The organism is Paenibacillus wenxiniae (assembly GCF_039822605.1).
Lineage (GTDB): Bacteria > Bacillota > Bacilli > Paenibacillales > Paenibacillaceae > Saccharibacillus > Saccharibacillus wenxiniae.
In genome coordinates this window covers 14,965-41,230 of record NZ_JBCGUH010000021.1, presented here as the reverse complement: position 1 = coordinate 41,230, position 26,266 = coordinate 14,965, and the positions used below count along the sequence as shown (strand labels likewise).

General features: G+C 44.9%; 24 protein-coding genes and 1 pseudogene. 8 read left to right on the top strand and 17 right to left on the bottom strand.

Annotated features, from left to right (window positions below; translation table 11 throughout):
- Positions 1-8: 8 nt before the first annotated feature.
- A complete protein-coding gene (locus tag AAHF22_RS22115) occupies positions 9-977 on the top strand; it encodes a type I phosphomannose isomerase catalytic subunit (RefSeq protein WP_347327161.1) in 969 nt (322 codons plus the stop codon).
- Between the two features lie 461 nt (positions 978-1,438).
- On the opposite strand, the gene AAHF22_RS22110 is transcribed toward AAHF22_RS22115, so the two are convergent.
- Positions 1,439-2,191, bottom strand: coding sequence for an esterase family protein (locus AAHF22_RS22110; protein WP_347327182.1), 753 nt, complete (start codon positions 2,189-2,191; stop codon positions 1,439-1,441).
- Between the two features lie 116 nt (positions 2,192-2,307).
- A complete protein-coding gene (locus AAHF22_RS22105; RefSeq protein ID WP_347327160.1) occupies positions 2,308-3,477 on the bottom strand; it encodes an ATP-grasp domain-containing protein in 1,170 nt (389 codons plus the stop codon).
- A gap of 380 nt (positions 3,478-3,857) precedes the next feature.
- Between AAHF22_RS22105 and AAHF22_RS22100 the strand changes: the two genes are divergently transcribed.
- Positions 3,858-4,823 (top strand): alpha/beta fold hydrolase, encoded by a 966-nt coding sequence (locus AAHF22_RS22100; RefSeq protein WP_347327159.1) that lies wholly within the window; start codon positions 3,858-3,860, stop codon positions 4,821-4,823.
- Positions 4,824-4,956: 133 nt separating this feature from the next.
- Here AAHF22_RS22100 and AAHF22_RS22095 read toward each other — a convergent pair whose 3' ends face one another.
- From AAHF22_RS22095 to AAHF22_RS22060, 8 genes are all read right to left on the bottom strand, one after another.
- Positions 4,957-5,592 (bottom strand): LysE family translocator, encoded by a 636-nt coding sequence (locus AAHF22_RS22095; RefSeq protein ID WP_347327158.1) that lies wholly within the window; start codon positions 5,590-5,592, stop codon positions 4,957-4,959.
- Positions 5,593-5,614: 22 nt separating this feature from the next.
- Positions 5,615-6,076 (bottom strand): GNAT family N-acetyltransferase, encoded by a 462-nt coding sequence (locus tag AAHF22_RS22090; RefSeq protein WP_347327157.1) that lies wholly within the window; start codon positions 6,074-6,076, stop codon positions 5,615-5,617.
- Positions 6,077-6,235: 159 nt separating this feature from the next.
- Positions 6,236-6,523, bottom strand: a complete 288-nt coding sequence (locus AAHF22_RS22085) for an antibiotic biosynthesis monooxygenase family protein (protein WP_347327156.1) — start codon at positions 6,521-6,523, stop codon at positions 6,236-6,238.
- Positions 6,524-6,702: 179 nt separating this feature from the next.
- On the bottom strand, positions 6,703-7,440 hold the full coding sequence (locus tag AAHF22_RS22080) for a Bax inhibitor-1/YccA family protein (protein WP_347327155.1): 738 nt from the start codon (positions 7,438-7,440) through the stop codon (positions 6,703-6,705).
- Between the two features lie 77 nt (positions 7,441-7,517).
- Positions 7,518-7,991, bottom strand: coding sequence for a hypothetical protein (locus tag AAHF22_RS22075; protein ID WP_347327154.1), 474 nt, complete (start codon positions 7,989-7,991; stop codon positions 7,518-7,520).
- Between the two features lie 331 nt (positions 7,992-8,322).
- On the bottom strand, positions 8,323-8,847 hold the full coding sequence (gene msrA, locus AAHF22_RS22070; RefSeq protein WP_347327181.1) for a peptide-methionine (S)-S-oxide reductase MsrA: 525 nt from the start codon (positions 8,845-8,847) through the stop codon (positions 8,323-8,325).
- 240 nt (positions 8,848-9,087) lie between these two features.
- Positions 9,088-9,213, bottom strand: a complete 126-nt coding sequence (locus AAHF22_RS22065; RefSeq protein ID WP_268239784.1) for a hypothetical protein — start codon at positions 9,211-9,213, stop codon at positions 9,088-9,090.
- Positions 9,214-9,399: 186 nt separating this feature from the next.
- Entirely contained in the window at positions 9,400-9,876 is a 477-nt protein-coding gene (locus AAHF22_RS22060; protein WP_347327153.1) for a GNAT family N-acetyltransferase, read from the bottom strand.
- 201 nt (positions 9,877-10,077) lie between these two features.
- Between AAHF22_RS22060 and cypC the strand changes: the two genes are divergently transcribed.
- The 3 genes from cypC to AAHF22_RS22045 all read left to right on the top strand — a co-directional run bounded on the left by cypC (position 10,078) and on the right by AAHF22_RS22045 (position 14,418).
- On the top strand, positions 10,078-11,367 hold the full coding sequence (cypC, locus tag AAHF22_RS22055) for a CYP152 family fatty-acid peroxygenase CypC (protein ID WP_347327152.1): 1,290 nt from the start codon (positions 10,078-10,080) through the stop codon (positions 11,365-11,367).
- 95 nt (positions 11,368-11,462) lie between these two features.
- Positions 11,463-12,032 carry a hypothetical protein gene (locus AAHF22_RS22050; protein WP_347327151.1) on the top strand — a complete coding sequence of 190 codons (570 nt, stop codon included), beginning with the start codon at positions 11,463-11,465 and terminating at the stop codon, positions 12,030-12,032.
- 631 nt (positions 12,033-12,663) lie between these two features.
- The gene (locus AAHF22_RS22045) at positions 12,664-14,418 is read left to right on the top strand and encodes a methyl-accepting chemotaxis protein (protein ID WP_347327150.1); all 1,755 of its coding nucleotides are present in this window, start codon (positions 12,664-12,666) and stop codon (positions 14,416-14,418) included.
- 157 nt (positions 14,419-14,575) lie between these two features.
- Here AAHF22_RS22045 and AAHF22_RS22040 read toward each other — a convergent pair whose 3' ends face one another.
- The 5 genes from AAHF22_RS22040 to AAHF22_RS22020 all read right to left on the bottom strand — a co-directional run bounded on the left by AAHF22_RS22040 (position 14,576) and on the right by AAHF22_RS22020 (position 19,963).
- Complete coding sequence (locus AAHF22_RS22040; protein ID WP_347327149.1) at positions 14,576-15,649, bottom strand: hypothetical protein; 1,074 nt, start codon at positions 15,647-15,649, stop codon at positions 14,576-14,578.
- 250 nt (positions 15,650-15,899) lie between these two features.
- The gene (locus AAHF22_RS22035; protein ID WP_347327148.1) at positions 15,900-16,973 is read right to left on the bottom strand and encodes a hypothetical protein; all 1,074 of its coding nucleotides are present in this window, start codon (positions 16,971-16,973) and stop codon (positions 15,900-15,902) included.
- Positions 16,970-18,799, bottom strand: coding sequence for an HSP90 family protein (locus tag AAHF22_RS22030; RefSeq protein WP_347327147.1), 1,830 nt, complete (start codon positions 18,797-18,799; stop codon positions 16,970-16,972). The genes AAHF22_RS22035 and AAHF22_RS22030 overlap by 4 nt, the downstream gene beginning before the upstream one ends.
- A 54-nt stretch (positions 18,800-18,853) precedes the next feature.
- On the bottom strand, positions 18,854-19,330 hold the full coding sequence (locus tag AAHF22_RS22025; protein ID WP_347327146.1) for a DUF7716 domain-containing protein: 477 nt from the start codon (positions 19,328-19,330) through the stop codon (positions 18,854-18,856).
- A 30-nt stretch (positions 19,331-19,360) separates the two neighbouring features.
- Positions 19,361-19,963 carry a hypothetical protein gene (locus AAHF22_RS22020; RefSeq protein ID WP_347327145.1) on the bottom strand — a complete coding sequence of 201 codons (603 nt, stop codon included), beginning with the start codon at positions 19,961-19,963 and terminating at the stop codon, positions 19,361-19,363.
- Positions 19,964-21,063: 1,100 nt separating this feature from the next.
- On the opposite strand from AAHF22_RS22020, the gene AAHF22_RS22015 reads away from it, so the two are divergent.
- The 3 genes and pseudogenes from AAHF22_RS22015 to AAHF22_RS23930 all read left to right on the top strand — a co-directional run.
- On the top strand, positions 21,064-21,987 hold the full coding sequence (locus AAHF22_RS22015; RefSeq protein ID WP_347327144.1) for a methyl-accepting chemotaxis protein: 924 nt from the start codon (positions 21,064-21,066) through the stop codon (positions 21,985-21,987).
- A gap of 460 nt (positions 21,988-22,447) precedes the next feature.
- Positions 22,448-23,815 carry a glycoside hydrolase family 32 protein gene (locus AAHF22_RS22010; protein ID WP_347327143.1) on the top strand — a complete coding sequence of 456 codons (1,368 nt, stop codon included), beginning with the start codon at positions 22,448-22,450 and terminating at the stop codon, positions 23,813-23,815.
- A 24-nt stretch (positions 23,816-23,839) separates the two neighbouring features.
- Positions 23,840-24,049 (top strand): annotated as a pseudogene (locus tag AAHF22_RS23930) (GH32 C-terminal domain-containing protein); the annotation flags it as partial.
- 288 nt (positions 24,050-24,337) lie between these two features.
- On the opposite strand, the gene AAHF22_RS22005 reads toward AAHF22_RS23930, so the two are convergent.
- Both AAHF22_RS22005 and AAHF22_RS22000 read right to left on the bottom strand, forming a co-directional pair.
- Entirely contained in the window at positions 24,338-25,132 is a 795-nt protein-coding gene (locus tag AAHF22_RS22005) for an HD domain-containing protein (protein ID WP_347327142.1), read from the bottom strand.
- 222 nt (positions 25,133-25,354) lie between these two features.
- Positions 25,355-26,179: a PP2C family serine/threonine-protein phosphatase gene (locus AAHF22_RS22000; RefSeq protein ID WP_347327141.1), complete on the bottom strand. Its 825-nt coding sequence runs from the start codon at positions 26,177-26,179 to the stop codon at positions 25,355-25,357.
- Between the last annotated feature and the right edge of the window lie 87 nt (positions 26,180-26,266).

Sequence of the window (26,266 nt, the reverse complement as noted above, 5' to 3'; positions counted from 1 at the left end):
AGAATACCATGACAAAGCCATACCCTCTACAATTTCAACCCGAATTCAAAGAGCGTGTCTGGGGTGGACGTGCACTGGAACAATTCGGCTGGAGCATTCCAGAAGGCGTGATCGGCGAAGGCTGGATGATCGCTGACCACCCGAATGGCACCACATCGGTAATCGGTGGCGAGCTGGACGGCATGGGACTGGATCAACTGCGTGAGACATTGGGTCGTGATTGGTTCGGGACGAAAGGCGTATCCGAAACGAACGGACGCTTCCCGTTGCTGATCAAGCTACTGGATTGCAATGACGATCTGTCTGTACAGGTGCATCCAACCGATTCATATGAAGGTCTTCCGCAAGGGGAACTGGGTAAAACCGAAATGTGGTACGTACTGGATGCAAAACCAGGCGCAAAGATTATCTACGGCCTGAAGGAAGGCGTAACACGCGAAACACTGGCCGCCGCAATTCATGACAATCGTATTATGGATGAGCTACAGGAAGTGCCGGTACAAGCTGGCGATACCTTTTACATTCCGGCTGGCACAGTGCACGCATTATGTGCAGGTGTACTCGTTGCCGAAATTCAGCAAAATTCGGATACAACGTATCGTTTGTACGATTATGATCGTCCGGGTCTGGATGGTCAGCCGCGTGAATTGCATATTGAAGATTCGCTCAATGTGATCGCTTATGAAGGCGCTGGCGCTACGACGATGAAGACAGATGGACTCGCAGCAGGTGAATGGCTGGAGCTTGCTCGCTCTCCTTATTTTATAGTAGAAAAAGGCGTTGTTGAGCAGACATGGGAATTGTCCACTACACCGGACAGCTTTACAATTCTGGTCGTTGCAGATGGGGAAGGCACGCTCTCCTGGGATGGAGAAAGCACACCACTCAAAGGTGGGCAATGCTTCTTGATTCCTGCTAATCTGGGTGGATATACGCTGGACGGCAATTGTACGGTGATTCGCTCGTATTTACCCTAATTCATTTGGGTAGGTGGGGGAATGATCTGGATATGTACACTAAATGATGTTTTATGCATCAAGCACTCCGGGAAGGAATAAGGGGACGGACTCCGGTCTCGCACAGGAATCTACGAATTAGAAGTGAGTGGTAGATTCCCGTGCTCAAAAGCAGTAAGATATTTTGCTGTGCAAAAATCACTTTTTCATTGAACCTCGTGTTAGAAGAGCGCTAACACTGTAAGTCGTCCTTTCCCCTTATTTCCTTCCCTCCGTTCTGTGCTGCTTGCAACATGTGATTAGTGTATATTCCAGATGCTACACCCTCTAGGGGGTGTAGCAGATGAATGACTCTTGCAAAACGGCATATAAAAACAGCCTGCATTCGCGCTTAGCGCTTGATGCAGGCTGTTTATTTTGAGTATTATTTTTACCCGTTATTTCGCCTATTCTATGAATCGCAAGTTTTAACCCTATTATATTTACAGCAAACTGCTCATATAATAGCGGATCTGCTGTCGCCACCAGTGCCATTCGTGATCGACATCGTGGCCCCAGAATTCGATGCGGGCAGGAATATGTTTGTCTTGTAGTACCTGCTGTAAGCGTCCGGTTTCGTAGCGCATTTCGTCTTCCCAGGCACCCTGTCCACAGCAAATGACGATGCGGCTGCGTCGGTATTGATCGAGTATTAATTCATCGTGCAAGTTAGGCAAATAATCGAGCGGTGAATTGTAATAGACGGCTCCTTCGCGATAATCGCCGAAAAAGTGTTGTACAGAATAGACGCCGCTTAGTGCTAGCAATGTATCAAAATGGTGCGGGTGGCGGAAGAAAAAGTTGCTGCTGTAATAGGCGCCCATCGAGCAGCCGCTAATTAGAATTTTCTGCTCATGACCGCCGTTATTGTGCTGACTCTCGTGCAAAATGCGCGGAATTAGCTCATGTACAATATAAGCGTTATATTGCTCATGTCGACCGATGCGATCTTCGATATTCCAGTGTGAGGAGAAAAATGTTTCTTCATCGATGCTGTCACATGTCCATACTTGCAATTTACCGGCGTTGATCCAATCGGCTAATTCGTCGATCATGCCTGAATCTTCGTACTGGTAAAAGCGTCCTAGCGATGTGGGAAAGACGAGCATCGGTTTGCCGCGATCACCATAAATTTTGTATTCCATGTCGCGGCCGAGTGCCGGACTGTATTCGTTGCGGTATTGTACACTTACCATATTCACGCCTGCCGCCCTTCTGCTTGTCTATATGTGGATCATCATTCGCTGCATACTCTTATTTCCATGAAATTGGAAGTTATTACAGTCGGAATCCATTTAATATGCCGATTCGTTTAGTAATACTCCGCCTGAATATAATCAGCAATTTCGCGCACGCCATCCAGCGAATCTGCACGGAACTGATACGCACGGTTACCACTAGCCCGACTGAAAATCGCCTCAATTTCCCCATAACGCACAATACCATCACCAAACCGCTGTATGATATCCTCATGCGTATGAGCATATGTTTTGCGATCTTTACGGCTGGCATAGCCGGTATAGTAATGCCCGGCTGGTGGCTCGCCTTGACCGCCATGCACAACCATTTGCGCCCAACGTGAGTAAATATCTACATCATATGCATAGTTGATCGCATCGGTCATCCATGCGCCTGGTGGACGCATATTCACTTCCAGTGCAATAAGTCTGCCGTCTTTATTCGACTTGAACAGCTCGATATGGAAAAAGCGTTCTTTAATATCAAATGCCTGCAAAATACTGCGCCCTGCTCGCTCTACTTCAGGATCGACATCTTTCAGGCAAAAATAACGCAGATGATCGTCATCGCTAACGACTTTCATAATACTTTGTTCAAAACGATGGCTCGCCTGAAAACGAATTATACCGTCCCGATCAATCAATCCGTCATAGGTCAAAATAATACCGTCTACGAATTCTTCCATAATAAATTCGGTATCCTGTGGACGTGTATGTAAAAAGTAGTCCAGCTCCTCCTGATCGCTCAGCTTGTAAGTCATACTTGCACCTGACCCAAGATCAGGTTTGACGACAACAGGAAAACCATTTTGCTCGATAAACACAGCTGCACTATCCTGATCTGGATTTTTAAGAAAGCGTACAGTATCGACGCCGCTTTTCTGGAAAAAGTCTTTCATTTTTGATTTTTGCTTCAGGTTATCTACAAAATCGGCTTTGGTGCCTTCAATATTAAAATCCGTGCGCATCTGCGCATCGCTTTCAAGCCAGTATTCATTCATCGATTCAAATCGATCGATCTTGCCATACTTATGGGTAAAAAATCCAACTGCCCGTAAGATGTCATCCTGCTGTTCCATGCTGTCGATCCGGTAATATTCGGTAAGTGCTGCCTGCAAACGAGGCTCCAGACTTGTATACTCTGCATCACCGATGCCAAGCACAGTAGCGCCCTCCTGATGCAACCGAATGGCGAACTCACTGCTACTACTAGGAAAATGTGGAGAGAAAAACACAAATTTCATGAACCTACCGCCTCCATCACAAGATTACACCTAATTTAGCAGTCTATGGAACGTTCGTCAATTTGAATTATACATAACGATAGGTTTTATAATGCCGCACAGCATATGACCAAAACGAACCGTTGGAACAAACTATGAGCCGCAAACTATGAATACGTATAAAAACAATGGAAAACTGTAAATAAAAAGAAGATTTTAGGTTAATATAAGTATGATTTTATCATTTCAGGTTCCTCTCAAAATGGTATTTTATAGTAAAATAATCATGCATGATCCTATACGATCGTTCGATACATCGTTCAGTACACTTTTCCATACACATTTGATATTCCTACCCATACAACGGTATACGACAACTATAGAGAAAGGGCGATACACCCATGCAGGAACGTACATTTCGAATGATAGACCCACAGGGCATTGCTGTGCATGTATATGAATGGCTGCCTCATGACATCCAGATGAAACATGGACTACGTGGCATTGTACAGTTGTCGCACGGCATGTCAGAAACTGCCGCCCGTTATGCCAGGCTTGCTGCTGCGCTAACCGAACAAGGTTATGCCGTATATGCAAATGATCATCGTGGGCATGGACAGACAGCGGCTTCTGTACATGACATTGGTGATCCCGGTGAAGATGGCTTTTACTGGATGGGTCAAAATTTATCCCAGCTATCCAAATTAATCCGACAGCAGCATCCGGGGTTACCTTTATTTTTACTCGGACATAGTATGGGTTCGTTTGTCGTACAGCAGCTGATGTACAGTCAGCCTGATGATTATGATGGATTTATTTTATCCGGTTCCAATGGTCCGCGTGGATTATTGTCCGCCGGCGCGCGAATTGCAGAGCTAGAACATAAACTACGCGGGCCACTGTATCGCAGTCCGCTATTGCATGCGCTTGTATTTGGTCCCTACAATCGTGGTTTACCACGTCCGCGTTCCACTCGATTTGATTGGTTATCGCGTGATCCTGATGAGGTTGCGCAATATGTGAATAATCCGTATTGTGCGAAACCGGTGAGCGTGCGCTTCTATGTGCATTTCTTCCGCTTGCTGATGGAGATTCATCGCCCTGAATATATGCACCGTATTCCGAAGCAAAAGCCGATCTATCTGTTTAGCGGTGATCGTGATCCGGTCGGTTTATATGGCAAAGGCGTACAGCGTCTATACCAGCAATATCGTAAGCTGAACATTTCCGATGTTGAGCTGAAGCTGTATCAAGGCGCTCGGCACGAAACGTTGAACGATATTAACCGTGACGAGGTCACTGCTGACCTGCTGCAATGGTTAGAGCGTCATCGTACCTTGTCCTCTACATCCGCTTATGCTCGCTAATTCCATCGTAGCACTAGCCAAGCCAAATAGCCCTGTGTGCACCATAGTTGGTGGATACAGGGCTATTGACGTTACGTGCTAGCTGAAATGAATGAGCACTAATGAGCATCATAATACAGTTTGAAAACAAGTCTTACGGTAATGTGCGCGTTGTACGCAACAGATTGAGTCCGAGCAGGACAAACACACTGCCGGTAATACGATTCATGTAACGGGAGACCCGGCTGGATTGGAGCCTACGCGCCATTTTACTGGAAAAGAATACAAGCAGCAGACACCAGCCTAAACCGGTCGCACTAAATGTAAAGCCAAGCAGCAAAAACGGCAACGCCCCCATCCTTTGCGTCGAATCCACGAACTGCGGAATAAAGGCAAGATAAAACAGCGCAACCTTCGGATTCAACACATTCGTTAACATGCCTTGAAAAAACACCTTGCGCAGCGATTGTCCGGGCGTAGGATGAAGCCCTGTTCCAGCTTCCTGCCTGTTCATCAAAGAACGAATACCGAGCCAGATCAAATAACCGGCACCTATCCATTTGACCAGATTAAAAGCAAACGCAGACTGCATCAAAATAAGTGACAAGCCCAGTCCGGCGAGCAATGTATGCACACACGAACCAGCAATAATGCCATACACGGACATCAAGCCCACCTGTTTTCCTTGAAATACACTGCGACTTAAAATATAGATCGTATCGCTACCCGGTGTAATATTCAGCAGCACACTTGACAGCACAAATAACCAGTAATGTTCAATTCCCCACATAGGGTATGCCATCCCCTATCATTTAAATTGGCATTTTCTCATAACAGCGGCTTTGTTCTTCTCCGATGTATTCGCCAAAAAGCGCAATCGGTACATAACCGTTACGTTCATAAAATGCCATCGCTTCATGCTGTTGGATTCCTGTCTCCAGTCGAATGCCTGTAAAGCCCTGTTCCACTGCCGCAGCTTCTAATGCTTGCAGCAGACGACCCGCAATCCCCTGACGACGCTGATCAGCACGCACGAAAAATCGCTTCAACTCGGTATACTGCTCGTCCAGCTTGCGAATCGCTCCACAGCCTGCCGGCTGATCATCCACATAAGCGACCATAAACGTAATATCATTCACATCAGGATGATCCAAATCCAGACCATGAATTAATTCTGGTGGATAACGCAGCAGCAAATCCTCATCCAATTGTGCAATCAACTGGCGCAAATCGGCATGTTGGGCGGTACGATGTTGAATGGTAATGGTACTCATCGGTTTCTCTCCTTTAGCGGTTCGATTTGATATAGATTTAATTTGATATAAGTTTAATTTGGTGCGTATTGTATGTAATAAATGGTTGCAATTAGCACAGGGTTTATCACCAGCATAATCCAACGTCCGATTCAATAGGCATACATGGAAGGTAGCCCTTTATACAAGTTCATAATGATGCACAACCGGAAACGGATCATAATAATGGTGAAGCAGCTTTTTCCACTGCTGATACTCGGCTGAACCTCGGAAGCCTTCTGTATGATCTTCTAATGTTTCCCAGCGCACAAGTAAAATGTACTGATTGTCCACCTCCATGCAGCGCTGCAACTCGTGTGAAACATACCCCTTCATGCTTGAAATAATCTGCTGCGCTTGTTGGAAACTCGCCTCAAATGCTGCACTCTGCCCGGGAATAACATTTAATATCGCAACTTCAAGTATCATTGTGTATCCTCCTCCACTAAATATAAAAAATACTATAACTCAACTTGAATCACACAGCCAGCATTTTATCCTTTTCTGTCTCATTGCCTTATCGTGCACATCGTGTAAGGGCACTATACAAAATACCGCCCTCCACAAATGGCGGTCAGGCAGCCTTTGCGGAGAGCGGCACTATTGTATTAGTTGCGGCTAGAAGCAAGCCTGGTCAGCAAGCGCAAAATTTCAAGATACATCCATATCATCGTTACCATCAGGCCAAATGCGCCATACCATTCCATATACTTCGGTCGACCTTCGTTCGCATATTGCTCGATATTGCTAAAATCGATCAGCAGATTTGAAGTAGCAACGATGATCACAAACACGCTAATACCAATACCGACCCAACCGGTATCATGGATATAGGGCACACTCATACCGAACAAGCTCAACACAAAATTAACGAGATACGTCAATGCAATCGCCAGTGTCGCAATGCTAATCGCAGCTACCAGTCCCGGTGTCACACGAATAATTCGTGTCGCATACAGGAACAATGTGATCAGAAACAGGGATAAGGTAATCAAGATTGCATTCATAACGATGCCAGGATAAAAATACTCGCCCATCGCGGAGACAGCTCCGAGCAACAAACCGTTTACGATCACATACAGCGGTGCGGTAAAAGGCGATATCCGTGGAAAGAACACCGTTGGTAGCGAAATGAACAGCGAACCAATCAAGCCTACTTTCAAAAATCCGCTCACGTCTTTGCCCTGAACGAATAAGTACCAGGTGTACGAAGCCGATGCTACAAGTAAAAGGGTCAAAATGAGTGCTTTGCCCGCAGCTCCTGCAAGTGTCATGGATTGACCGTAATTCCGATCAGTCGGACGATTGAATCTACTTCCGTATAATACTGGATTGCGTAAAGCCATATGCCTCATCCTTTTCTGTATAGGATTGATCCTTCTTCCTTCGTTAGATTATTTTTTCTTTATCCTATTGTCTTGCTTCAACGAATACTAATTTCGGTTAGCTGCCCTGTACCTAACTTCATAAATAATACATCCAGCGCTTCGGATGGAAAAGGATGCTCGTAAATGCAGATGCTAATTTGGAGTTGTTCATTTCCGATTGCTTCGAGATCCCATAAAAACCAGGCTCTATGTTCAAGCTCAAACCAGTACAGCCATCCTTCCAATGACCATTCGTCATCATCTTCTGGATCAGAAGAAAACGAATCCGTAAAATAGGTCGGCAATATCGACAGCCACCCGTCTGTATCAGGCCACCCGCTTTGGCTCGTTTCATTAATGATCCTCATGATGTTTTTGGCATTGTTTATTATGCTATCTGGAGACTGTCCGCTACAATCCGCCACGTAATCGACGATAATTCCTTTATACGTTTGTGGCGTAGTAAAAGAGGATAAAATCCGATCTCTCTCGGTTTCCAGTTCGACTTTGATGAAATCCAGCGAGTTCATGATGAATATTCCGAATCGTAGGTACTATTTTTCAATCGGAACACCCCTCCTTCTAGTATGCATATTCGGCTTTATTTCCCCTATAACTCCAATGTATCGAGGAAAATCTGCGGTTGGGTTACTGTATTGATTGTGCCAGGATACATAGGAGTTGCTACCTACTTTAACGGTGATATACCCGTGAAATCAAGCCCGGTTTTTCGCCGAACAATGTCAGCATGCACTACTCTACTGACAGAGATGACGAGAAATAGGCTGCTAAACAGAAAACAATCCGGACAGAATCGTTTCCGTCCGGATTGCAACTAATATGCTTAGATTATAAAGAAGCTCAGGATTGCTGCCAATGCTCGTCGATGAACTCATCGCGGCCGGACTTTTCGCGGTCTTCTTTATAATGCTTTTTATTTTTTTTGTGGTAATCCTGATGATATTCTTCAGCCGGATAAAAGACGTCGGCAGGCAGGATTTCGGTTACGATCGGTTTGTCACCAAAGCGTCCGCTTGCGGCTACGTCTGCTTTCGTTTGCAGCGCTTGTTCCTGCTGCTGTTCATTATGGTAAAAGATCGCTGTCCGGTATTGCGATCCACGATCATGGAATTGTCCATCTGCATCGGTTGGATCGATTTGAGGCCAGTACAGCTCCAGCAGGCGCTCATACGGGAACAACTCCGGGTCAAATGTAATTTCGACCACTTCATAGTGACCGGTATTGCCAGTCTTAACCTGTTCATAGGTTGGGTTTTTCACATGGCCGCCGGTGTAACCGGAGACGATGCCGTGAATGCCGGGCAGCTCTTCAAATGGTGTTACCATGCACCAGAAGCAACCGCCTGCAAATGTTGCTTTTTGCAATTGTGCCATAGTCATGCATCCTTTCAGCTATAGATTCAAATGAAGTACGTTGCGAATTGACGCTGGTATATGCCATCTAGCGATAAGCTTGTCTTTTCTATTATACCGTGCTTTCCCGATCCAAGCTATGTATGTCATTACGTCTATACGAACAAACCGCATTACAAACAAAAGCCGCAGACACGGAATCATCCGTGTACTGCGGCCTATGGATAAGGTCATATAGTCTATACGCCGAAGTTATTCTTCTTCTCTAGGGATGTAGACGATGAAGCCGCTGTCTTCACAATACACATCACCGAAATGGTATACGCCGTTACGATGAACAAATAGCCATTCGAACACTTTTTGAATGGTTTGCAGCATGAGGGTCCCTCCCCTGAATAATGAATAAACCTTGTGGTTTAACCAAATTTTAAGGGCAGTCATGACAGGTGTCAATCGCTAAGTTTGTAAAATATTATCGAAAAATTCTATCGATTGTTAACGCATATTTAAATGGTAGCTAGGTATATGATTGCTTTGTCATAATGAGCTGTGGACGATATGAAATTATAACTGTTTTTCATAAATAATAGCATCCAGTCCCTCATGCGTAACTGTCGGCTTTACGTAGCGGAATTGCTGCTTTTTCCAAAATTGATGAGCAGGCTCGTTGTCCACTAATACGACAAGACGCAATTCTCGAATATGAAGTTGAAGTAGCAGATGCTCCTCCAATGCTTTCAGCGCCAGCGCTCCGTATCCACTTCGATGCTTGCGACCATCAATCATAAACAGTCCAAGCCACGGATAACCATCAAGCGGATAAAGCGGCAACCATTCTACAATGCCGATCGGTACACCATCCAGACAGATCAATCTTCGCTCTGCACCGAGCTGTGCTGCTTCTGTATGTTCTGCCTGCAATTCACTCTCGGTTATTCTCTCTTTGCCTTTACTCAGAAGATTGTAGCGAGGATTGGAATTTATAATAGCTAGTTCATAGGCAAGCTGCTCTGAAGTAGACGGAATAAATGTGAATGACATAGGAATCTCCTTTGGTTAGTATGGATTGATGAGCTTTATTCATGGAATCTAACAACTAACTGTGTCTATCACACTAGCATTTTATACAGATTATGTTATTTTCAGGTCGATTAGAGGTAATGAATTTCAGTATGGGTATACGATCCAGTATGGTCTAATGCAGTATAACACACCAACTACAGCACGCGAAAAGGAGCGATTATGATGAAAAATCTCGACATTCCACGCGACCACACGATCGATGGCAGCATCAATTTGCTAGCAGAAGGATACACGTATGCATTGGATCGCAGACAAAAGCTACAATCGGATATTTTTCAGACACGTTTGCTCGGACAGCCAGCGATTTGTATGGGCGGTAAAGAAGCAGCAGAGCTATTTTATGATCGGGAGCGATTCCAGCGTGGCGGTGCGATTCCAAAACGGATTCAAAAATCACTATTTGGCGAAAAGGGCGTGCAGACACTGGATGGTCAAGCTCATGCGCACCGCAAGCAAATGTTCATGTCGCTTATGACTCCGGATCGACTACAAATGATTCAGGATATCGTACGGCAGCAATGGCAATCTGCCGCCATCCGCTGGCAAAGTACGGTACAACTTGAACTCGTTGATGAAGCGCAGGAAGTGATGTGCCGTGCAGCCTGTCAGTGGGCAGGTGTACCGCTGCGTGAGCAGGATGTAAAAACGATCGCGAATGATCTGGCCAGTATGGTCGATGCCTTCGGCGCGATAGGGGAACGATATAAAGAAGGCCGTGATGCCAGACAGCGTACCGAACAATGGGTAACCGAGCTGGTGGAATTGATTCGCGCTAACCGCGTTCAGGTTGCTGAACAGACAGCGGCGCATGTGATCTCCTGGCATCGCGATCTGGATGGCGAGCTGCTGGATGCTAAAGTAGCCGCTGTCGAGCTGATCAACATTATCCGTCCTATCGTAGCGATTTCGTACTATGTGGTGTTTAGTGCGCATGCGCTGCATGTTTATCCAGAAACACGCCAGAAACTGGTGGAATCGTTTGAAAATGGAGAGGCTACGTATAGCCAGTGGTTTGTGCAGGAAGTACGCCGTCTGTATCCATTTACTCCGATTCTTGGCGCAAATGTACGCAAGGAGTTTACATGGAAAGGGTATCATTTTCCAGAAGGCACGACCGTGCTGCTCGATGTGTACGGTACAACGCATGATCCGCAGCTATGGGAGGAACCGCAACAGTTCCGTCCAGAGCGTTTCGCTGACTGGGATGGCAGTCCGTTCGATCTGATTCCACAGGGTGGTGGCGACCATCGTCATGATCATCGCTGTGCTGGCGAATGGCTAACGATTGATGTGATGCGTGTTAGTCTGGAATTTTTGGCAGGTCATATTGAATATGAAGTACCGGAACAAGATTTGACGATCGATCTATCGCGCATGCCTGCACTTCCAGCGAGTCGCTTTATAATGAGTCATGCTCGTCCCAAAACGTCACCATCGACATCATCATAAAACCGTACTAGTCAGCGCTATATTAGGGCGAGTACAATACAAGTAATGTACGTGAATGATGAAGCGATATTGTCATCGCGAAAGGAGCATGCAGCATGCCACAACCGACCCAGCGTGTAGACTATGGCTATACACCGCCGCCAGCGCATACGCGTGGCACTCTAATCTATTATGATGCCTTTCAGCATACTTCGGATGCGGAGCTAGAGCAGGCGCTCCAAACGATGCAGCAAATGAACTTCTCGCGGCTAGTACTCTATCCGCTGCATGAACAAACAGTAAAACGTATGTCCAAACAACCGGTCGCTCCCTTTTACAAGCGTGAACAACGTTTACACGATTGGAAGCAAGATGGTGCTCACCGTGCTGTCATCATCGAAGGCTGGGATGGCAAACGTAAAAAGTACACTCCGATGGAAGCGGCCTTGCGCACGTTAATCGATCATTATGAGTCACCGTACTTTTTATTGCTCACGCCAGAGATGGCAAATCAGTTTGCTTCGTTCTCGATCTTTGAAGAATGGATTAGCAAAATAAGTCTGGTGCTTACAGAAGAGCCGAAGCAGCTTCACCCACGTTTGAGCAAATTCTCCAACCGCTGGCGTGTCGCTGGTGAAACAGCATCCAGTTCGGATCAGCGTTCACCGTCAGATCGTGATCGGTAATACGTGATCAGTAATACGCGGTTGGTAATACGTGATCGGATATACGTAATTAATTATAGGTACTATAACTATATGATGTGTGATGTTTATTTCGGAGAAGCGTACAGGATATATACTTTAGAGTAGTGGATATAAGTGATCGCGTTTCACCTTAACGTATACTTTTCAATAAGCGCTATCATGATGAATATGATCAAAGTCTGAAAAGCCTATTTGCTTAAAATAGGCTTTTTTGCTTTTTTGCTTTTTTGCTTTTTTGCTTTTTTGCTTTTTTGCTTTTTTGCTTTTTAGAACTATTGGCGACTCTTAAAGACTACTTGATACTCTATGACACTACTTGATACTACTTGACACTACTTAACACTCTTTATGACTCTCCTCTTTCGCCGCCTATCCGTTACATTGCACGAACATAAAACCAGTATGTATATCCTGTTTATTCCCCAAATATTCCCTTAATATATCGAAACAGCAAATAATATAATAAAAGCTAATTAATTCAATACTATTCTATTGCAAAAAACGACAAATTCAGCTACGATTTTCACAATTACATAGTGCTAACTGCCTGATTCAATGGTCGATAGCAAACTATAGTATAACTGTTGATGAGTGAGAGGAAGAGGATGGAATGGTTCGTTTTTTCAAAAATCATCTGGTCATTCGCATTGTTGCTATTGTAACCGTTGTGATGATGCTCATTGCGGCGGGTAGTTTACTATTGCAACTGGCGAATATGAAGCTGACTGCACAGGAGGCCATTTCCAGTTACAATGTCCAGATTGCCGAAAATTATGTAAAACAACTGGATGCAGCGAGCTATATCCGTTTTTCCCAGAACCCTCTGGAAAATGCGAGCTTTTTCGCAATTCGTGATGAGCTGGATCAATTTCGTCAGCGTATTGGCGCCATGTACGTGTATTTTGTCAAAATCGATGCCAAAGGCACACCGTTAATGATGGTGGACGGAATGAAAGATCCTGCTAAAGCATCTGCTATCAACGAAGTCACTGATATTCCTCCGGGCGCGATACAACGATTACAGGAAGGACATAGCGCTAGCTCGTCCATTATTAACAATGAAGAATATGGACGTTACATCTCTTCTTATGCTCCGATTCTCGATCGTAACGGTAAGCTGCTTGGTGTGATTGGAATCGATACCTCAGTCGCTGTTATTGATCAGATTGAAACCAATGTCATGAAATCCAGCGGAATTTTATATATGTTACTATTCGTCCTGACTTTACTTGGTATTGCTGTAGTGATGTGGTTTATTATCCGTGGACTGCGTCCGCTTGGCATCTTAAAATCAAGCGCGCTTAAGATGGCAGATGGGGAGCTGGCAGAAGCACATCGCCTATTATCTACGCGCAATGTGCGTAATGATGACGAGATTGGCAGCACGTACAAAGCGATGCTGCATATGTCGGGCAATCTGAATGAGCTGGTACGCGGGATGGTATCTGGTGTGTCCACTACCAGTTCCGTTTTGACCGAATCGGCAGTGCAATTCCGACAGGATGCCAACGAAATGCAGCAAATGAACACTTCTGTTCACGAGGCAATGGACAAGATTCGTCAAGGTGCCCATACGCAAAAGCAAGGCGTTATGGATAGTTCCAATGCAATGGAAGAAATCGCCCGCGGCATTACAAATATTTCAGAGTCATCTTCAACGGTGTCGGATGCTGCCTCAGATGCACTGCATACAGCGCAAGCAGGACAACAACGTATGAATCATGTCCGCAATCAGATGAATCATATTTCGCAAGCTGCCGGACAGGTATCCAGCATGGTCGGCACACTCAATAACTATTCACAGGAAATCAGCAGTGCGTTACATGCGGTCAAAGACTTTGCCGCTCAGACGAAGTTACTTGCGCTCAACGCATCGATTGAAGCTGCTCATGCTGGCGAACATGGAAAAGGCTTCGCCGTCGTAGCCGATGAAGTGCGTAAGCTAGCCGAAGCGTCTAACGAATCGGTGCAAATGATCTCTACTCTATTGCTTGGTATTCAGCAAGAAGCGATTGGGATCGGTACACAGATGAATCAAACCGCAGGTGAGATTCAGCAAGGCGTGACAATGACGGCTGATGCAGAACGTGCATTTACACATGTCGTTGAAGCGTTCATGACCGTGACGGATCGGATTCAGGAAATCTCGGCGGCAGCCGAACAGATTACAGCCGGCACAGAAGAAGCAACAGCATCGGTGCAAACGATCTCGCGTATCTCCTCTGACGTATCCGATTATTCAGATGAAATCTATTATCTGGTACAGCAGCAAGCGTCGATGTTCCATAAGATTACAGACATGTCCGCCGAGCTAAATAAACAGACAAGCTCAATGAATGAAGCGGTACAGCGTGTGCATGTGTAACTGGCGCATAGCAGTAGACGATTAACTGCAATCATTGAATGATCTATTTTATAAAATATATAGATAGTAAATAGCAAAAACCATCGGGCACTGTCCTTCTTCTTCTTGCTGAAGAGGAAGCGTTCCGATGGTTTTTATTTAGGGTGTATAACGCTAATCAGACCGTATCTATCAAGCAATTCACATATTCGCTATAATAGCCATTACCGTTACGGCGATCCAACTGACGTGCCACATCCGTTGCCAGCTTGCCGTAATGTTCAGCCAATTGATTCACATCACTTGCATGCTGTGGATAAGGATATGATGACGGCAATTTCACATTAAATTGTACCGTTTCCTGTGTTAGACGTTTGAACATACCGCTTGCATACGCATGGAATAGCATTTTATCAATCGGTGCCTCATTCATATCGGTCCAATGCACATGCTTCTCAAACAGCTCTAGCGCTTTGTAAGGGTCGGTCACCGTTAGATAGCCGATGTGCTCACCAATCGCATGCACAAAATCAGTATTATCATTAATTAATTTATAGCTTTTCTTCTGGTATTGATCGGCTTCCTTCTGTTTCCCTTGACGATACAAAGGCAGCAATACTTTAGGCAACGTAACATGGGGAACTTCTGCACACGACATTTTCCCTTTCATGATCGGCTGTGCTGCCTTTAGAACCTCTTCATCATTTTGACGATGCACCCAGAAATCTACAAATTCATTTTGCTCACAGGCTTCGCAATCGCTCATCTCATCGCGTTCCATCGTTTTCAATTGATTGAGTGCTTGCTCTGCCTGCTCCAGCTCACCATAATCAATCGCCAGTACAAAACGGTAGTAATGGTACGCATAATCGCTATGACCAAACTCCAAATAACGGCGACGCATATCTTCTAGCAACGCATCAATTTGCGAACGTTCGATTTCTGGGAAAGTGGCGATATTACCGAGAATCCATTTATATGACCATAACAATGTCCAATCATCGTACAAATCTGGATTTTTATCAAATTGACCTAATTGCCATGAAAAAGCAACTAGTGCAGTACGCGGAAATCCACTAAATGACGCCGTTTCTACGATTTCCTCACGAATGCTATAGCCTGCTTCCACTTCACCAAGTGAATCCGCAATACGAGCTGCTTCTTCCAGCAATTGCAGCTTGGCGTGTCCATTCGGCAAGCCGTAGGCTTCCAGCATCAGTTCTTGATAATTGTGATCCGTCTCCATACTCATCGTTTCATCCTCCAGTAATATAATGATGTTTCTACTTTGATCGCTTCTATGTGTGTACCCGTTATTCCTTATTCAATCATCTATTCTAGCCCGGTCATGTCCTCGCCTAGCTTCAGCTCATCACAAACTGTAGCTAGACAAAGGATAATCATAGTTTTTATTGGTGTGCATGCTATGCAAAGTCGATTATGGCATTTATTAGTTTCCACACTAAAAAAGGGCAACTACAGCGTATCTGAATTATATTACTCTATTGCGGTTCTGCTAATTTGGTCATTAACTCCTGATAATGTGTTGTACCATTACGACGGTCAAATTGCGCGGCCAGCTCGAATGCCATTTCTTTAAGGTGACGAGCTAGCGAAGCGACATCCCCACGATCTTCCTGATGCGGATATCCTTCTGGCAAACGAACCTGAAAATTCACCTGCTCCTTTGCAAGCAAGGTGAACAAGCCCGCTGCGGAAGCATGAAAATACATCCGATCCAATGGACTATCACAATCGAGCGACCAGGCAGCATGCTGCTCATACAGTTCCAACCCTTTAAACGGATCGGCATACGCAAGATAGGCAATATGCTCGCTAATACTGTACAGGAAATCTCGATTGCTACGGATCATCGGATAGTTCTTTTGCTGATAGCTTGCTGCTTCCTCATGCTCTCCAAGCCTGTACAGCGGCATTAATAGCTCGGCATAGGTAAGATGCGGAACTTCCTGACAGCGCATTTTATCGTTAATGATTGGTCTCGCTGCCTTGATGGCTTCCTTGTACCGTTCGGTTCCAGCAAAATAGCGCACGATCTCATGCTGATCACAGGCGCGACAATCACTAATCGATTCGCGTCTCATTTTTTTGTATTTTGCATAGTATTCGTCAGCTAGCTCGAACTCACCGGTATGCACATAAAAGGAAAACAGATTGTTGTAGTACGTACGCTCACTATACCCTGCTCGCACATAACGATCACGCAAATCCGCCATCAGCTCCATCAATTGCTGACGGCTAATTTGCGGAAAATGCAGCGAATTGCTAACGATCCATTTATACGACCACAATAGTTGCCGTTCATCATAGATCGGATTCAGATCAAACTGACCGAGCTGCCACGAAAAGTGAGTGATCGCTTTGAGCGGATAGCCACTAAATACAGCAGCATCAACCAGATCGCCACGGATCATATAAGCTCCGCCCACATCGCCCAGCGTGTCGGCAATGCGTAAGGCTTGCTCCAGCAGTTCGATTTTGGCAGCTCCATTTGGAAGTGCGCGTGCCTGCCAGAATAACTGCTTACATTCTGGATCAGCGAATAGTTCACTCATTGCGTACCCCCGTTTCCTCCTGCGGACAGACCAAGTTCAATAAAGCGTAAAATCCCCTGGTTAAGCGTAGCCAGTTCCTGACGATTCATCGGATAATGTCCCATCATCAGCGCGTTTACGTACAGCATCTCCACCGCAACGACCATCATCGCTTCATTGCCGGGCATGAAAATTTTGCTAACGACCGGGTTATCCAGATTCAGATATAGCGTTGAATACGCCGATTGCTCCATTGCCGAACCGAGACTGCCTAGAATAGATGACAGTGTATCGGTACTCACTTCTTTCGCCGCTTCCAGTGAGCGCAGCTCAGACGATTCTTTGGACAGAGTGAACAGAGCAGGCAGTTCGGATGGCTTGAAACGCTTCAATTGAATCTGACAACGGAAACGCTGCAACGCCGTATCTGCTGTTCGTGTCAGCTCATAATACGCACGACGCTCATCCGGCGTCAGGTCAATAAAGGAGAGCGATACATCCTCTGGTTGCAAACGATTCGTGCTCACCTGCTCATTGACTAGCGGCAGAGCAGCCATCAGCTCTGCATCATAAATATAGCCGCCGTTCACTACTAGCATCGCTTGTGCTGCTGCCACATGCGTAATCTGACGATATTCATCCAGTGTAAGTGTGAAATGAATCGTATGATGCTCCTTCAACATCTCACCCAGTGTGCGACGACCAAATGTCGTTTCAAATGGCAACCAGCGATGAATAATCCGGTAAAATTGCTCATCTTCTGTTGCCAGTGCTTTCATTGACAGCACATGAAGCTGAATAATATGCTGCAAGCGATCCGAGTCATAATCGGCCATACGCATCAGCTCACTACGGATCGAATCACCCAGTTCTTCACGTACATGCTGTAATTTCTCATCTTCATAAAAATGTTCACGCGAAGCGGTCGGTTGCAGCTCATCTGTCCAGATCAGACATTTAACAAAAAACGCCCAGTCCGGCAAAATATTTTCCGCTTTATCCGATACGAGCATCGATTTTAAATACACCTGATGCGAGCGCTTCGCATTCAAATTAACCGAATGCGGCAATACAAAGGCGATTCCGCCTGTGCGTCCAGAAGACGTGCGCAGTGGAATAAAGTCTTTAAATCGTTCCCCCATCAAGCGCTCCCCAAAATCCAATACCTCATCACGATGACTGCGTGCCAGCTCTGGCTCATGCAGCCATACCGGGCGCTGATCGTTAATGACGTGCGATTGCTCACCATGTTGGAGCGTGATCGGATACGGCAGCAGCGCACCGTAGTAGTACAAGCCCTCAGCCAGATATTCCGGATCAAAATACATTTCACTGCCCGGCTTACAACGCAAATATACTTTTGTCCCTGGCAACAGCTCGGTATCCAGCTTGCGAATGCTATACGTACCATCCGGTTGACCGCGCCATTCCAGCGTTGGGCCGCCCTTCGCCGAACGCGTCACCATCACGATCTCGTCACTGACCATAAAACAGGATAATAGCCCGATCCCAAAGCGTCCAATAAAGGACGTCTCGCCTGTAAATGCAGCTTCGCCACGTTTGGACGATTGACCGATCTGCGCCAAAAATTCATGAATATCTTCTTCAGTCAGACCGATCCCGTTATCCTCAATAATCAATGTACGATTCGTAATATCTCCGGTCAGTTCAATATGAATATGCCCGGTATGCTCTGGCTCGATCTGTGTACGTGCGGTAACTGCATCCACCCCGTTTTGCATAACCTCGCGCAGGAATACGCGTGGATTGCTGTACAGGTGATTCGATAAAATATTAATCATGCCACTCAGATTGACCTGAAAGCGGTATGTATCTTTGTTTGTCATTACTGTTCATCCTTTCATATAGGGTTGTTATCGTTTCCTATCTGTTCATGATTGTTATTCGGACGTTTGCTCATCGGCTACCTGCGTTAACACATCATGTAACTGTAATCTTGCTTCCACATCTTCATAATCCAGAAACGCATCGTATTCATGATAATACTTCAAAGCAATTACGATCATCGGTAATATGACTGGCTCCCCTGCATCATGCAATACTTCAACCACATCTTCAAAAGTCGCCATTTCAAACCAGCTTCGCAAACCGGCATCCGCCAGATCATTCGGAATAATATCGCCTCTATCATTTTCAACCGCTTGCTCATCTGCTAGCTGATCTTCCTGCCAGTCTTCGTTAAAATAATAAACGGGCGTGTGCAACGGATCTTGATTCCATTGATCCACATTCGTATACAACCAGTTATTGTGCAGCTTCCCACACATCGCAACCAGCTCCTCCAACGTATGGAAGGTCAGACGGTCTGCCTGCTGACGACGCTTATCATCATTCAACCGATCTTCATAGCGACTCATGCGATTCACTCCTTATGATCAAAATGCTCGTCAGGCTTGATTTTGCATACGTGTTAACAGCTTGATAATCCCCTCGCGATTTTTCGCTTCTTTCATGTAACGTGGTATACGGTAAGATGCGGTACGCGTATAAGCATACGTCGGACGCTGCCGCTGATCGGCGGAAATGTACGTTAATAAATAACTCAAATGCTCACGATTGAGCGCCCATACGGGCTTACCGCGATAGGAGGACAGAAAATACAGTTCCAATCCAAAATAAGGATCGCGCCCCTCACGAATAGCAGAGTTATAGTACACACAGTCGAAACGTTTCTTCACATGCATAGCTTGAACCGTGCCGCAATGCGGACAGGGGTAATTGACAATTTTTTGTGTATACTGCCGCTTATCATGCAGCTGCTCATTAAACCAGCGATCGCAATAGTTGCAGTTACCAGATACACGGTAGATCGCTTGCTGCTCGTATACTTTCTTTTGCATACACTTGCTACAAATGAACACCAGTTCATCATGGTCACAACGAATCGATCCAGCTGCCCCACATTCACATCTTACGGTAATAGACGCACCGCTGCGCAAAATCGCCCATAATGCATACGGTTCTCCGCTATAATCTACAAAACGCTTCATGATGACTCCTCCTTCCATTGGTATATATGGCAGTCCGATGCTTATTAATGAGCATGATCTACCAGCGATACCGTTATAAGATAAGACGAGTGACGGTTAGTTTCATTGCAGAATACAATCACGAATAGTGAAGGTAAACTAATGAATGAATGATTACAATATTACATGCTAAACACCTGCTATATGTAAAAGTAACAAGCTCCATCTCCATTTGCTCAGTCAGCTACCTATCATGTGATCTATAGGCTAAACCCATTGCGTACTTATTTATAAGGAGACGTTACTTTTAAGTATAGCGTTCCCCTCCAATGAGAACAACCAGACCTCCGTATCAATTACAATTCCGATCATCCACGGTTTTATACCAAATACGGATCGCTTGCGCATTCAAGAAAATATTTCTTGATCTGAATCATCCGCGTTATTTATGTGTAATACACACTTAAGAAACTGTACGATACGAACTATAACCGTATCATGCTATAGACTTTTATTCGACTTTTTTTGACATTATAGAATAGAGACTATTGGCTCATAAAATCAATGAGTTTAAGATCATTGTTGGAATGATGGTATAGGATATATCGATATCGGATTGCTTCCTATGCCCTTATTGAAAACATTTAAGGAGATGACCGACGCTGATCTATTACATATAGTCGCTGTAATCCGCTTGCTTGCTGTCTATGTTACATATATACACCATATTTTTATCGGTCAAGCATCGTTATCGTATTGTATATAGGCTATCTACTTCGCCTTACATTATCATTTCATTACGATCTGGTCATTCTCGTATGCGAATAGGTACGTTTTTTTGATTTTTTAACACGATTTAATACTGTCCAATTTATTATTTTTATGTATCTTTTTATATATAAAGGAATTATTTTGCTATAAATTAAATTTTATTAAATATAATTTTTTAATTTTTAATGAAATTTCAATGAAATTAGGCTAAATGACCTAATCATTATTTGTCTCGCATACGATAAATAAGTATACAGTATATTAACTGAGTAACTTAGATAAAATGAAATGAACCTATATAATTGTGTCGGATTAATGTTTTATTCAAAGCTTGAATATGGAGGAATTATATGTCTACTTACATTCCAACGAATAACCATGTGGAAGTCAACGATCAACTTATGATGAAGGCGCTTAACCAGAATCTTGCGATTATTCGTTTTAATAACAATCGCGAGGTCGCTTATGTAAATGATAATTTCGCTAATGCGATGGGATATCGAGCTGAAGAAATGCTCGGTATGAAACACCAGCGGTTTTGCTTTCCTGAATTAACACAATCATCAGAATACGAAACGATGTGGAGAGGTTTATTTTCCGGTCGCAGCTATCAAGATAAAATCAAGCGTAAAGATGCTTCTGGCAATCCGATCTGGCTTGAAGCGACATATATGCCTGTCTACAATGAAGAAGGTACACGCGTCATCAGTATATGCAAAATCGCCACTAATATTACAACTCGCCAAATGAATATTACGACCGTCGTGAATGACATGCAGGGTATGGCAGATGATCTGACCCGTCGCGCGGAAGATGGTATTCGACGTAATGGTGAGCTGCTGTCCAGCATTCAGCGCATTGCTTCCATCGCTTCGGATAATACGTCGATGCTAAACAGTTTGCAGCAACAAGCACAGGCTATCCAAAATGTAGTGAAAACGATCCGCGAAATTTCTTCACAGACCCAATTGCTCGCTCTCAATGCTGCGATTGAAGCTGCACATGCTGGCGAATTTGGGCGTGGGTTCGATATCGTTGCTAAGGAAGTTCGTAAGCTGTCCGGCATGGTCGAGTCTTCGATCAGCGAAGTGAAAAGCAGCGCAGATGCCATCGCCAAAGAAATTAATAAAATTTCCAATGGCACAACCGATGTGCACCAAAATGTCGAGCAAAGCCGTGAACAGATTGAAACCGCGCTGGAGGAATTTAACCTACTCGCTTCTTCCGCACAACAGCTGGACGTGCAAGCACGTAAAGTATCCAGCATCATCTAATCGCTTTTAAAAGTGTCCATTCCATATGACGGTCGGATGACCGATATCCTGTACAGCCTATACAAATGAATATATACAGCTGCCAATGATATGCCGATAGTTCGGATGGTCGTTGGCTTTTCTTTTGTCTATCATAAGAGATCGTATTCGTCTATACTTCTATACTTTTATACTTTTATGCTCGTTATGTCGGCATCTGATATGCTCGACATTTTCATATCTGAATATCCATTTTTTTGAAAATTAAGTGTAGCTATGATGACATCGTTTAGATAAAATGAAGACAGATCGTCCCTACTATCCTCTATCATTAACTGCTTTCGTATACATTCAGATCGATACGCATCATAAGTGCTACGCATACAGGGATGATGGTCGATACCATTAGAATTAGCTATTGGTTTTATGTAAACGCTATCAAAATAGTCCGCAGTGATTTCTCGCGAAAGGTGGGTACACGATGGAAACGTTCGATGTGCAGCTTTACAAACCAAAGCTTCATTTTTCACCGCAGCGCAACTGGCTCTGTAACCCGAATGGCCTGATTTATTTTGAAGGAGAATATCATTTATTTTATCAATATGATCCGCATGCTACTGTTGGTCATTCTATGCAATGGGGGCATGCGGTGAGTACCGATTGGATTCAGTGGGAAGAACTGGAGATAGTGCTGAATATGGACGATCGCGACAGCATATGTTCCAGCAGTATCGTCGTAGACTGGAACAATACGTCAGGGCTATTTCCAGATGGTCCAGGAATGGTTGCCATGTATATGTGTCATTCAGAACGGTCGGGTGTGCGTAGTGAAGCTATCGATTATGATCATGCAGCAGCTACCTCTACTCATGCTTCTGGTTCTGGTTCTGATTCTACCTCTATCTCTAATTCGACCTCTATTTCTACTTCCACTCATGCTTCTACTACCTCTTCTGTACCACACAACAATACAGCTAACCAGGATATGCACAGACTATGTATCGCCTATAGTCATGATCGTGGACGGACATGGACAACGTGCGAGAACGATCCGGTGCTCACGAGCAAGACCGACCATCCTATTCGTGATCCCAAAGTATTCTGGTATCGTCCAAAAGGATACTGGGTAATGGTTGTAGCTACAGGTGAGGATGTGTCCTTTTATACGTCGCGTAATTTGCTGGAATGGAAATGGGAAAGTCGTTTTGGCAAAGGCTTCGGTTCGCATGAAGGGGAATGGCAATGCCCGGATCTGTTCCGCTTACCGATTGAAGGTACAGGCTCATGTAAATGGGTGTTACTGATAAGTACAGCAGATCAGCCTGAGCTTGGCAACGGATCGCGGACGCAGTATTTTATCGGGTCATTTGATGGCAGACAGTTTATGCCAGAATATAACCGTATCCAGTGGCTTGATTATGGACGGGATAATTATGCTGGTGTCAGCTTGTCTGATATACCAGAGCAAGACGGTCGGCGCATCTATATGGGCTGGATGAACAACTGGCGCTATGCTCGTGGGCTACCGGCAGACGATTGGCATGGAGCGATGACCATTCCACGCACATTAGGTTTGCGCCCACTGAAAAATCAATTACTGATTTGTCAGCGACCTGTAACGGAGTTAGATCGTTATTTTACCGAAAAGCATAAGCTTTCTAATTTAACTGTGTCTAATGAACAACCTTATGAGCTGGCGACTTCTGCTGAGATTGCGGATATTCGGCTGCATGTGCAGCATGATGGGCTGGATGAGCTAACGGTTACGATTCATCATACCGCAGAGCAATACACAACGATCGGTTATCATGCGACAAGTGAGCTGCTGAGCGTACGACGAGAGCATTGAGGATCAACTGACTTTGATCCGTTATTTGCCCGCAGTCAGCAGGTTCATATTCCATATAGCAGTCATCTCAATCTGCGAATCGTGCTGGATCGCTGTTCGGTGGAGGTATTTGCCGCTGAGGGGATGTATGCGATGACTAGCCTGATCTTTCCGGATCATACGTGTGAGCGGATTGTGGTGAGTGCGCGGGGCGGAGATGCGCGATTATATGATAGTTTTATTTATACAGGGTGAATGGGTTAGAAGATGGAACGTTATCGCTATAGCTACATTTATTCTGGTGAAGAATAAGGGGATGGACTAAGGTGGCGCTATGGGAATCTTTTAGATGAAGTAGATACGAAGATTTTGGCCGCTCTGACATTGCAAGATATTTTGATTCGCAAAAATCGCTTTCTCATTGTAACTCGTGTTAGGAAATAACTAACACTCATATACAAATATGCCGCCCTCGCGTTGGAGTATGCTCCTGCGTGGGCGGCATTTGTCGTTGGTTGTTATGAAAGACTGTAAAGATATAACTTAACGGCCTTCCCATTCCTCGTAGAAGCGTTGGACATATTGTTGCATATACTGATGGCGTTCTTCAGCGATGTGGCGTGCGGAAGGGGTGTTGATTCGATTTTTAAGTTTGAGCAGCTTTTCATGGAAATGGTTGATCGCTGTGCTGCGGCCGTTGCGGTATTGTTCGGCGGTCATATGCTCGCGTACAGGTAAATCAGGATCGTACATCATGTCGCCTACGTGACCTGCGTACACAAATGTACGGGCAATGGCAATCGCACCAATGGCATCCAGACGATCAGCATCCTGTACCACTTTGCCTTCGATGGATGGTAGGGGTGGGTTATTGCCCCCATTATAGGACATATTAGCGATAATAAACGTAATCTGCTGGCGGTCGGCTGTATCTACTTGCTGGCGATCCAGCCAATCGGTCACACGCTGCATACCGATTTCTTTGGAAGGATTCAGTTTTTCGTCAGCAATATCATGCAGCAATGCTGCCATACTGCAAATGTAGTCGTCGGCTCCTTCTGCCAATGCCAGTCGGCGTGCCATCTGGACGACACGGTGAATATGCCACCAATCGTGTCCACTCGTCTCGCCGCTCAGCTCTTGTTTAACAAATGCATAGGTAGCTGCCAGAATGCGCTGTTTCTGCTCGGATAACTGGCTATGTACCTCTGCGGTTGGCGCTGCTGGAATGGAGGGCGGCACGATGGCGGCTGTAGATGATGAAGTGGAGGCATCGGTAGAGGCTGTCGTTTCAAATTGTTGTCCTACTCTAGCGTCAGTATGGTGTGGTTGAGTCAATATAATCGTTCCTTTCTGTCGTAGCATATCGCTTACTATACACATCCAAACATTTAAATAACGACTGTTAGCGTTTAGATGAATAGTTGTATTGGTGAATAGTTGTATTCAAACCATACAGAATTTTCAAATTAGAAAATATAAATAGGAGATATGCAGCGTAAACGTTTAGTTATTGCGTTCATATCTATCATACTTGCGCATTTCCAACCTACTTGTCTACTAACGATCTCCATCCTCTGGACAAGTATCGCTTTTCTGATCTGATGGCATATCTGCCTCACCGATATGATCGTATTCCCAGCATATAATCGTTGCACTATCATACGCTCCATTCGTGTGTAAATGGTTAAGCATACGGTGCAAATTTAAACTCATACTATGCTCATTATACAGCGCATCATACAATGCTGGGGCATGTTCATACTTCCGCTCTGCTCCTTCCACAATACCATCCGTCAATAGCACGATCACATTACGCCCATGACGCAACTGGCGACGACCGCTGCTATAACAAGGAACAGCTCCAGCAAATGCATTGGTCTGACCGATCCATTCGTAAAACTGCCGCTGATTCAGCTCATATTGACCGAGCTGAGCAAGCTGAGGATGAAGCACATAAGCGAGACAATCACCGACTGAGAACCACCATACATAATGGTCACGCTGATATACGATAAGCAGCGCCGTTTCCCCTTTAACCTGACGACAGGCAGCGCGGAACGCTCCATCAGATAACATATCCAGTATGTACGGCTCTAGCTGCTGAAAAGCATCCTCGCGTTCCATTAATGCGATAAGCTCCTCTTTATGATCCAGCAATTGATCCACAACGAGTTCGGCACTTTCAGCACTATGATGCGCATCCAGTACGATCGCCAGTCGGCCATTGCCTGCTTCGCTCTGCAATATGATCAATCCATCTTCATTTTTGGTCGCACCGCTAAGCGTATTGCCACCATAGCGCCCGATATGGATGCCCTTTTGCTCGCTGACCGAGATTTCATCTAAAAACATATAACGACTACCTACCCAGCTATAGCTCATATGGTCATCCTCCTTCATATATTTGTTTGTATTATTATGTTTAATTACACAAAATCGAGGTTGGATTCATAAAATTTTGTTGCTCTT

Coding starts and splice junctions, on each gene's coding strand:
- AAHF22_RS22045 (WP_347327150.1), top strand. CDS start 12,664: ATGGTTCGTTTTTTCAAAAATCATCTGGTCATTCGCATTGTTGCTATT.
- AAHF22_RS22065 (WP_268239784.1), bottom strand. CDS start 9,213: ATGCTGCAAACCATTCAAAAAGTGTTCGAATGGCTATTTGTTCATCGT.
- AAHF22_RS22105 (WP_347327160.1), bottom strand. CDS start 3,477: ATGAAATTTGTGTTTTTCTCTCCACATTTTCCTAGTAGTAGCAGTGAG.
- AAHF22_RS22035 (WP_347327148.1), bottom strand. CDS start 16,973: ATGAGTGAACTATTCGCTGATCCAGAATGTAAGCAGTTATTCTGGCAG.
- AAHF22_RS22015 (WP_347327144.1), top strand. CDS start 21,064: ATGTCTACTTACATTCCAACGAATAACCATGTGGAAGTCAACGATCAA.
- AAHF22_RS22115 (WP_347327161.1), top strand. CDS start 9: ATGACAAAGCCATACCCTCTACAATTTCAACCCGAATTCAAAGAGCGT.
- AAHF22_RS22060 (WP_347327153.1), bottom strand. CDS start 9,876: ATGTCATTCACATTTATTCCGTCTACTTCAGAGCAGCTTGCCTATGAA.
- AAHF22_RS22075 (WP_347327154.1), bottom strand. CDS start 7,991: ATGAACTCGCTGGATTTCATCAAAGTCGAACTGGAAACCGAGAGAGAT.
- AAHF22_RS22010 (WP_347327143.1), top strand. CDS start 22,448: ATGGAAACGTTCGATGTGCAGCTTTACAAACCAAAGCTTCATTTTTCA.
- AAHF22_RS22080 (WP_347327155.1), bottom strand. CDS start 7,440: ATGGCTTTACGCAATCCAGTATTATACGGAAGTAGATTCAATCGTCCG.
- AAHF22_RS22025 (WP_347327146.1), bottom strand. CDS start 19,330: ATGAGTCGCTATGAAGATCGGTTGAATGATGATAAGCGTCGTCAGCAG.
- cypC (WP_347327152.1), top strand. CDS start 10,078: ATGATGAAAAATCTCGACATTCCACGCGACCACACGATCGATGGCAGC.
- AAHF22_RS22030 (WP_347327147.1), bottom strand. CDS start 18,799: ATGACAAACAAAGATACATACCGCTTTCAGGTCAATCTGAGTGGCATG.
- AAHF22_RS22050 (WP_347327151.1), top strand. CDS start 11,463: ATGCCACAACCGACCCAGCGTGTAGACTATGGCTATACACCGCCGCCA.
- AAHF22_RS22000 (WP_347327141.1), bottom strand. CDS start 26,179: ATGAGCTATAGCTGGGTAGGTAGTCGTTATATGTTTTTAGATGAAATC.
- AAHF22_RS22020 (WP_347327145.1), bottom strand. CDS start 19,963: ATGAAGCGTTTTGTAGATTATAGCGGAGAACCGTATGCATTATGGGCG.
- AAHF22_RS22110 (WP_347327182.1), bottom strand. CDS start 2,191: ATGGTAAGTGTACAATACCGCAACGAATACAGTCCGGCACTCGGCCGC.
- AAHF22_RS22085 (WP_347327156.1), bottom strand. CDS start 6,523: ATGATACTTGAAGTTGCGATATTAAATGTTATTCCCGGGCAGAGTGCA.
- AAHF22_RS22040 (WP_347327149.1), bottom strand. CDS start 15,649: ATGAGTATGGAGACGGATCACAATTATCAAGAACTGATGCTGGAAGCC.
- AAHF22_RS22095 (WP_347327158.1), bottom strand. CDS start 5,592: ATGTGGGGAATTGAACATTACTGGTTATTTGTGCTGTCAAGTGTGCTG.
- AAHF22_RS22100 (WP_347327159.1), top strand. CDS start 3,858: ATGCAGGAACGTACATTTCGAATGATAGACCCACAGGGCATTGCTGTG.
- AAHF22_RS22090 (WP_347327157.1), bottom strand. CDS start 6,076: ATGAGTACCATTACCATTCAACATCGTACCGCCCAACATGCCGATTTG.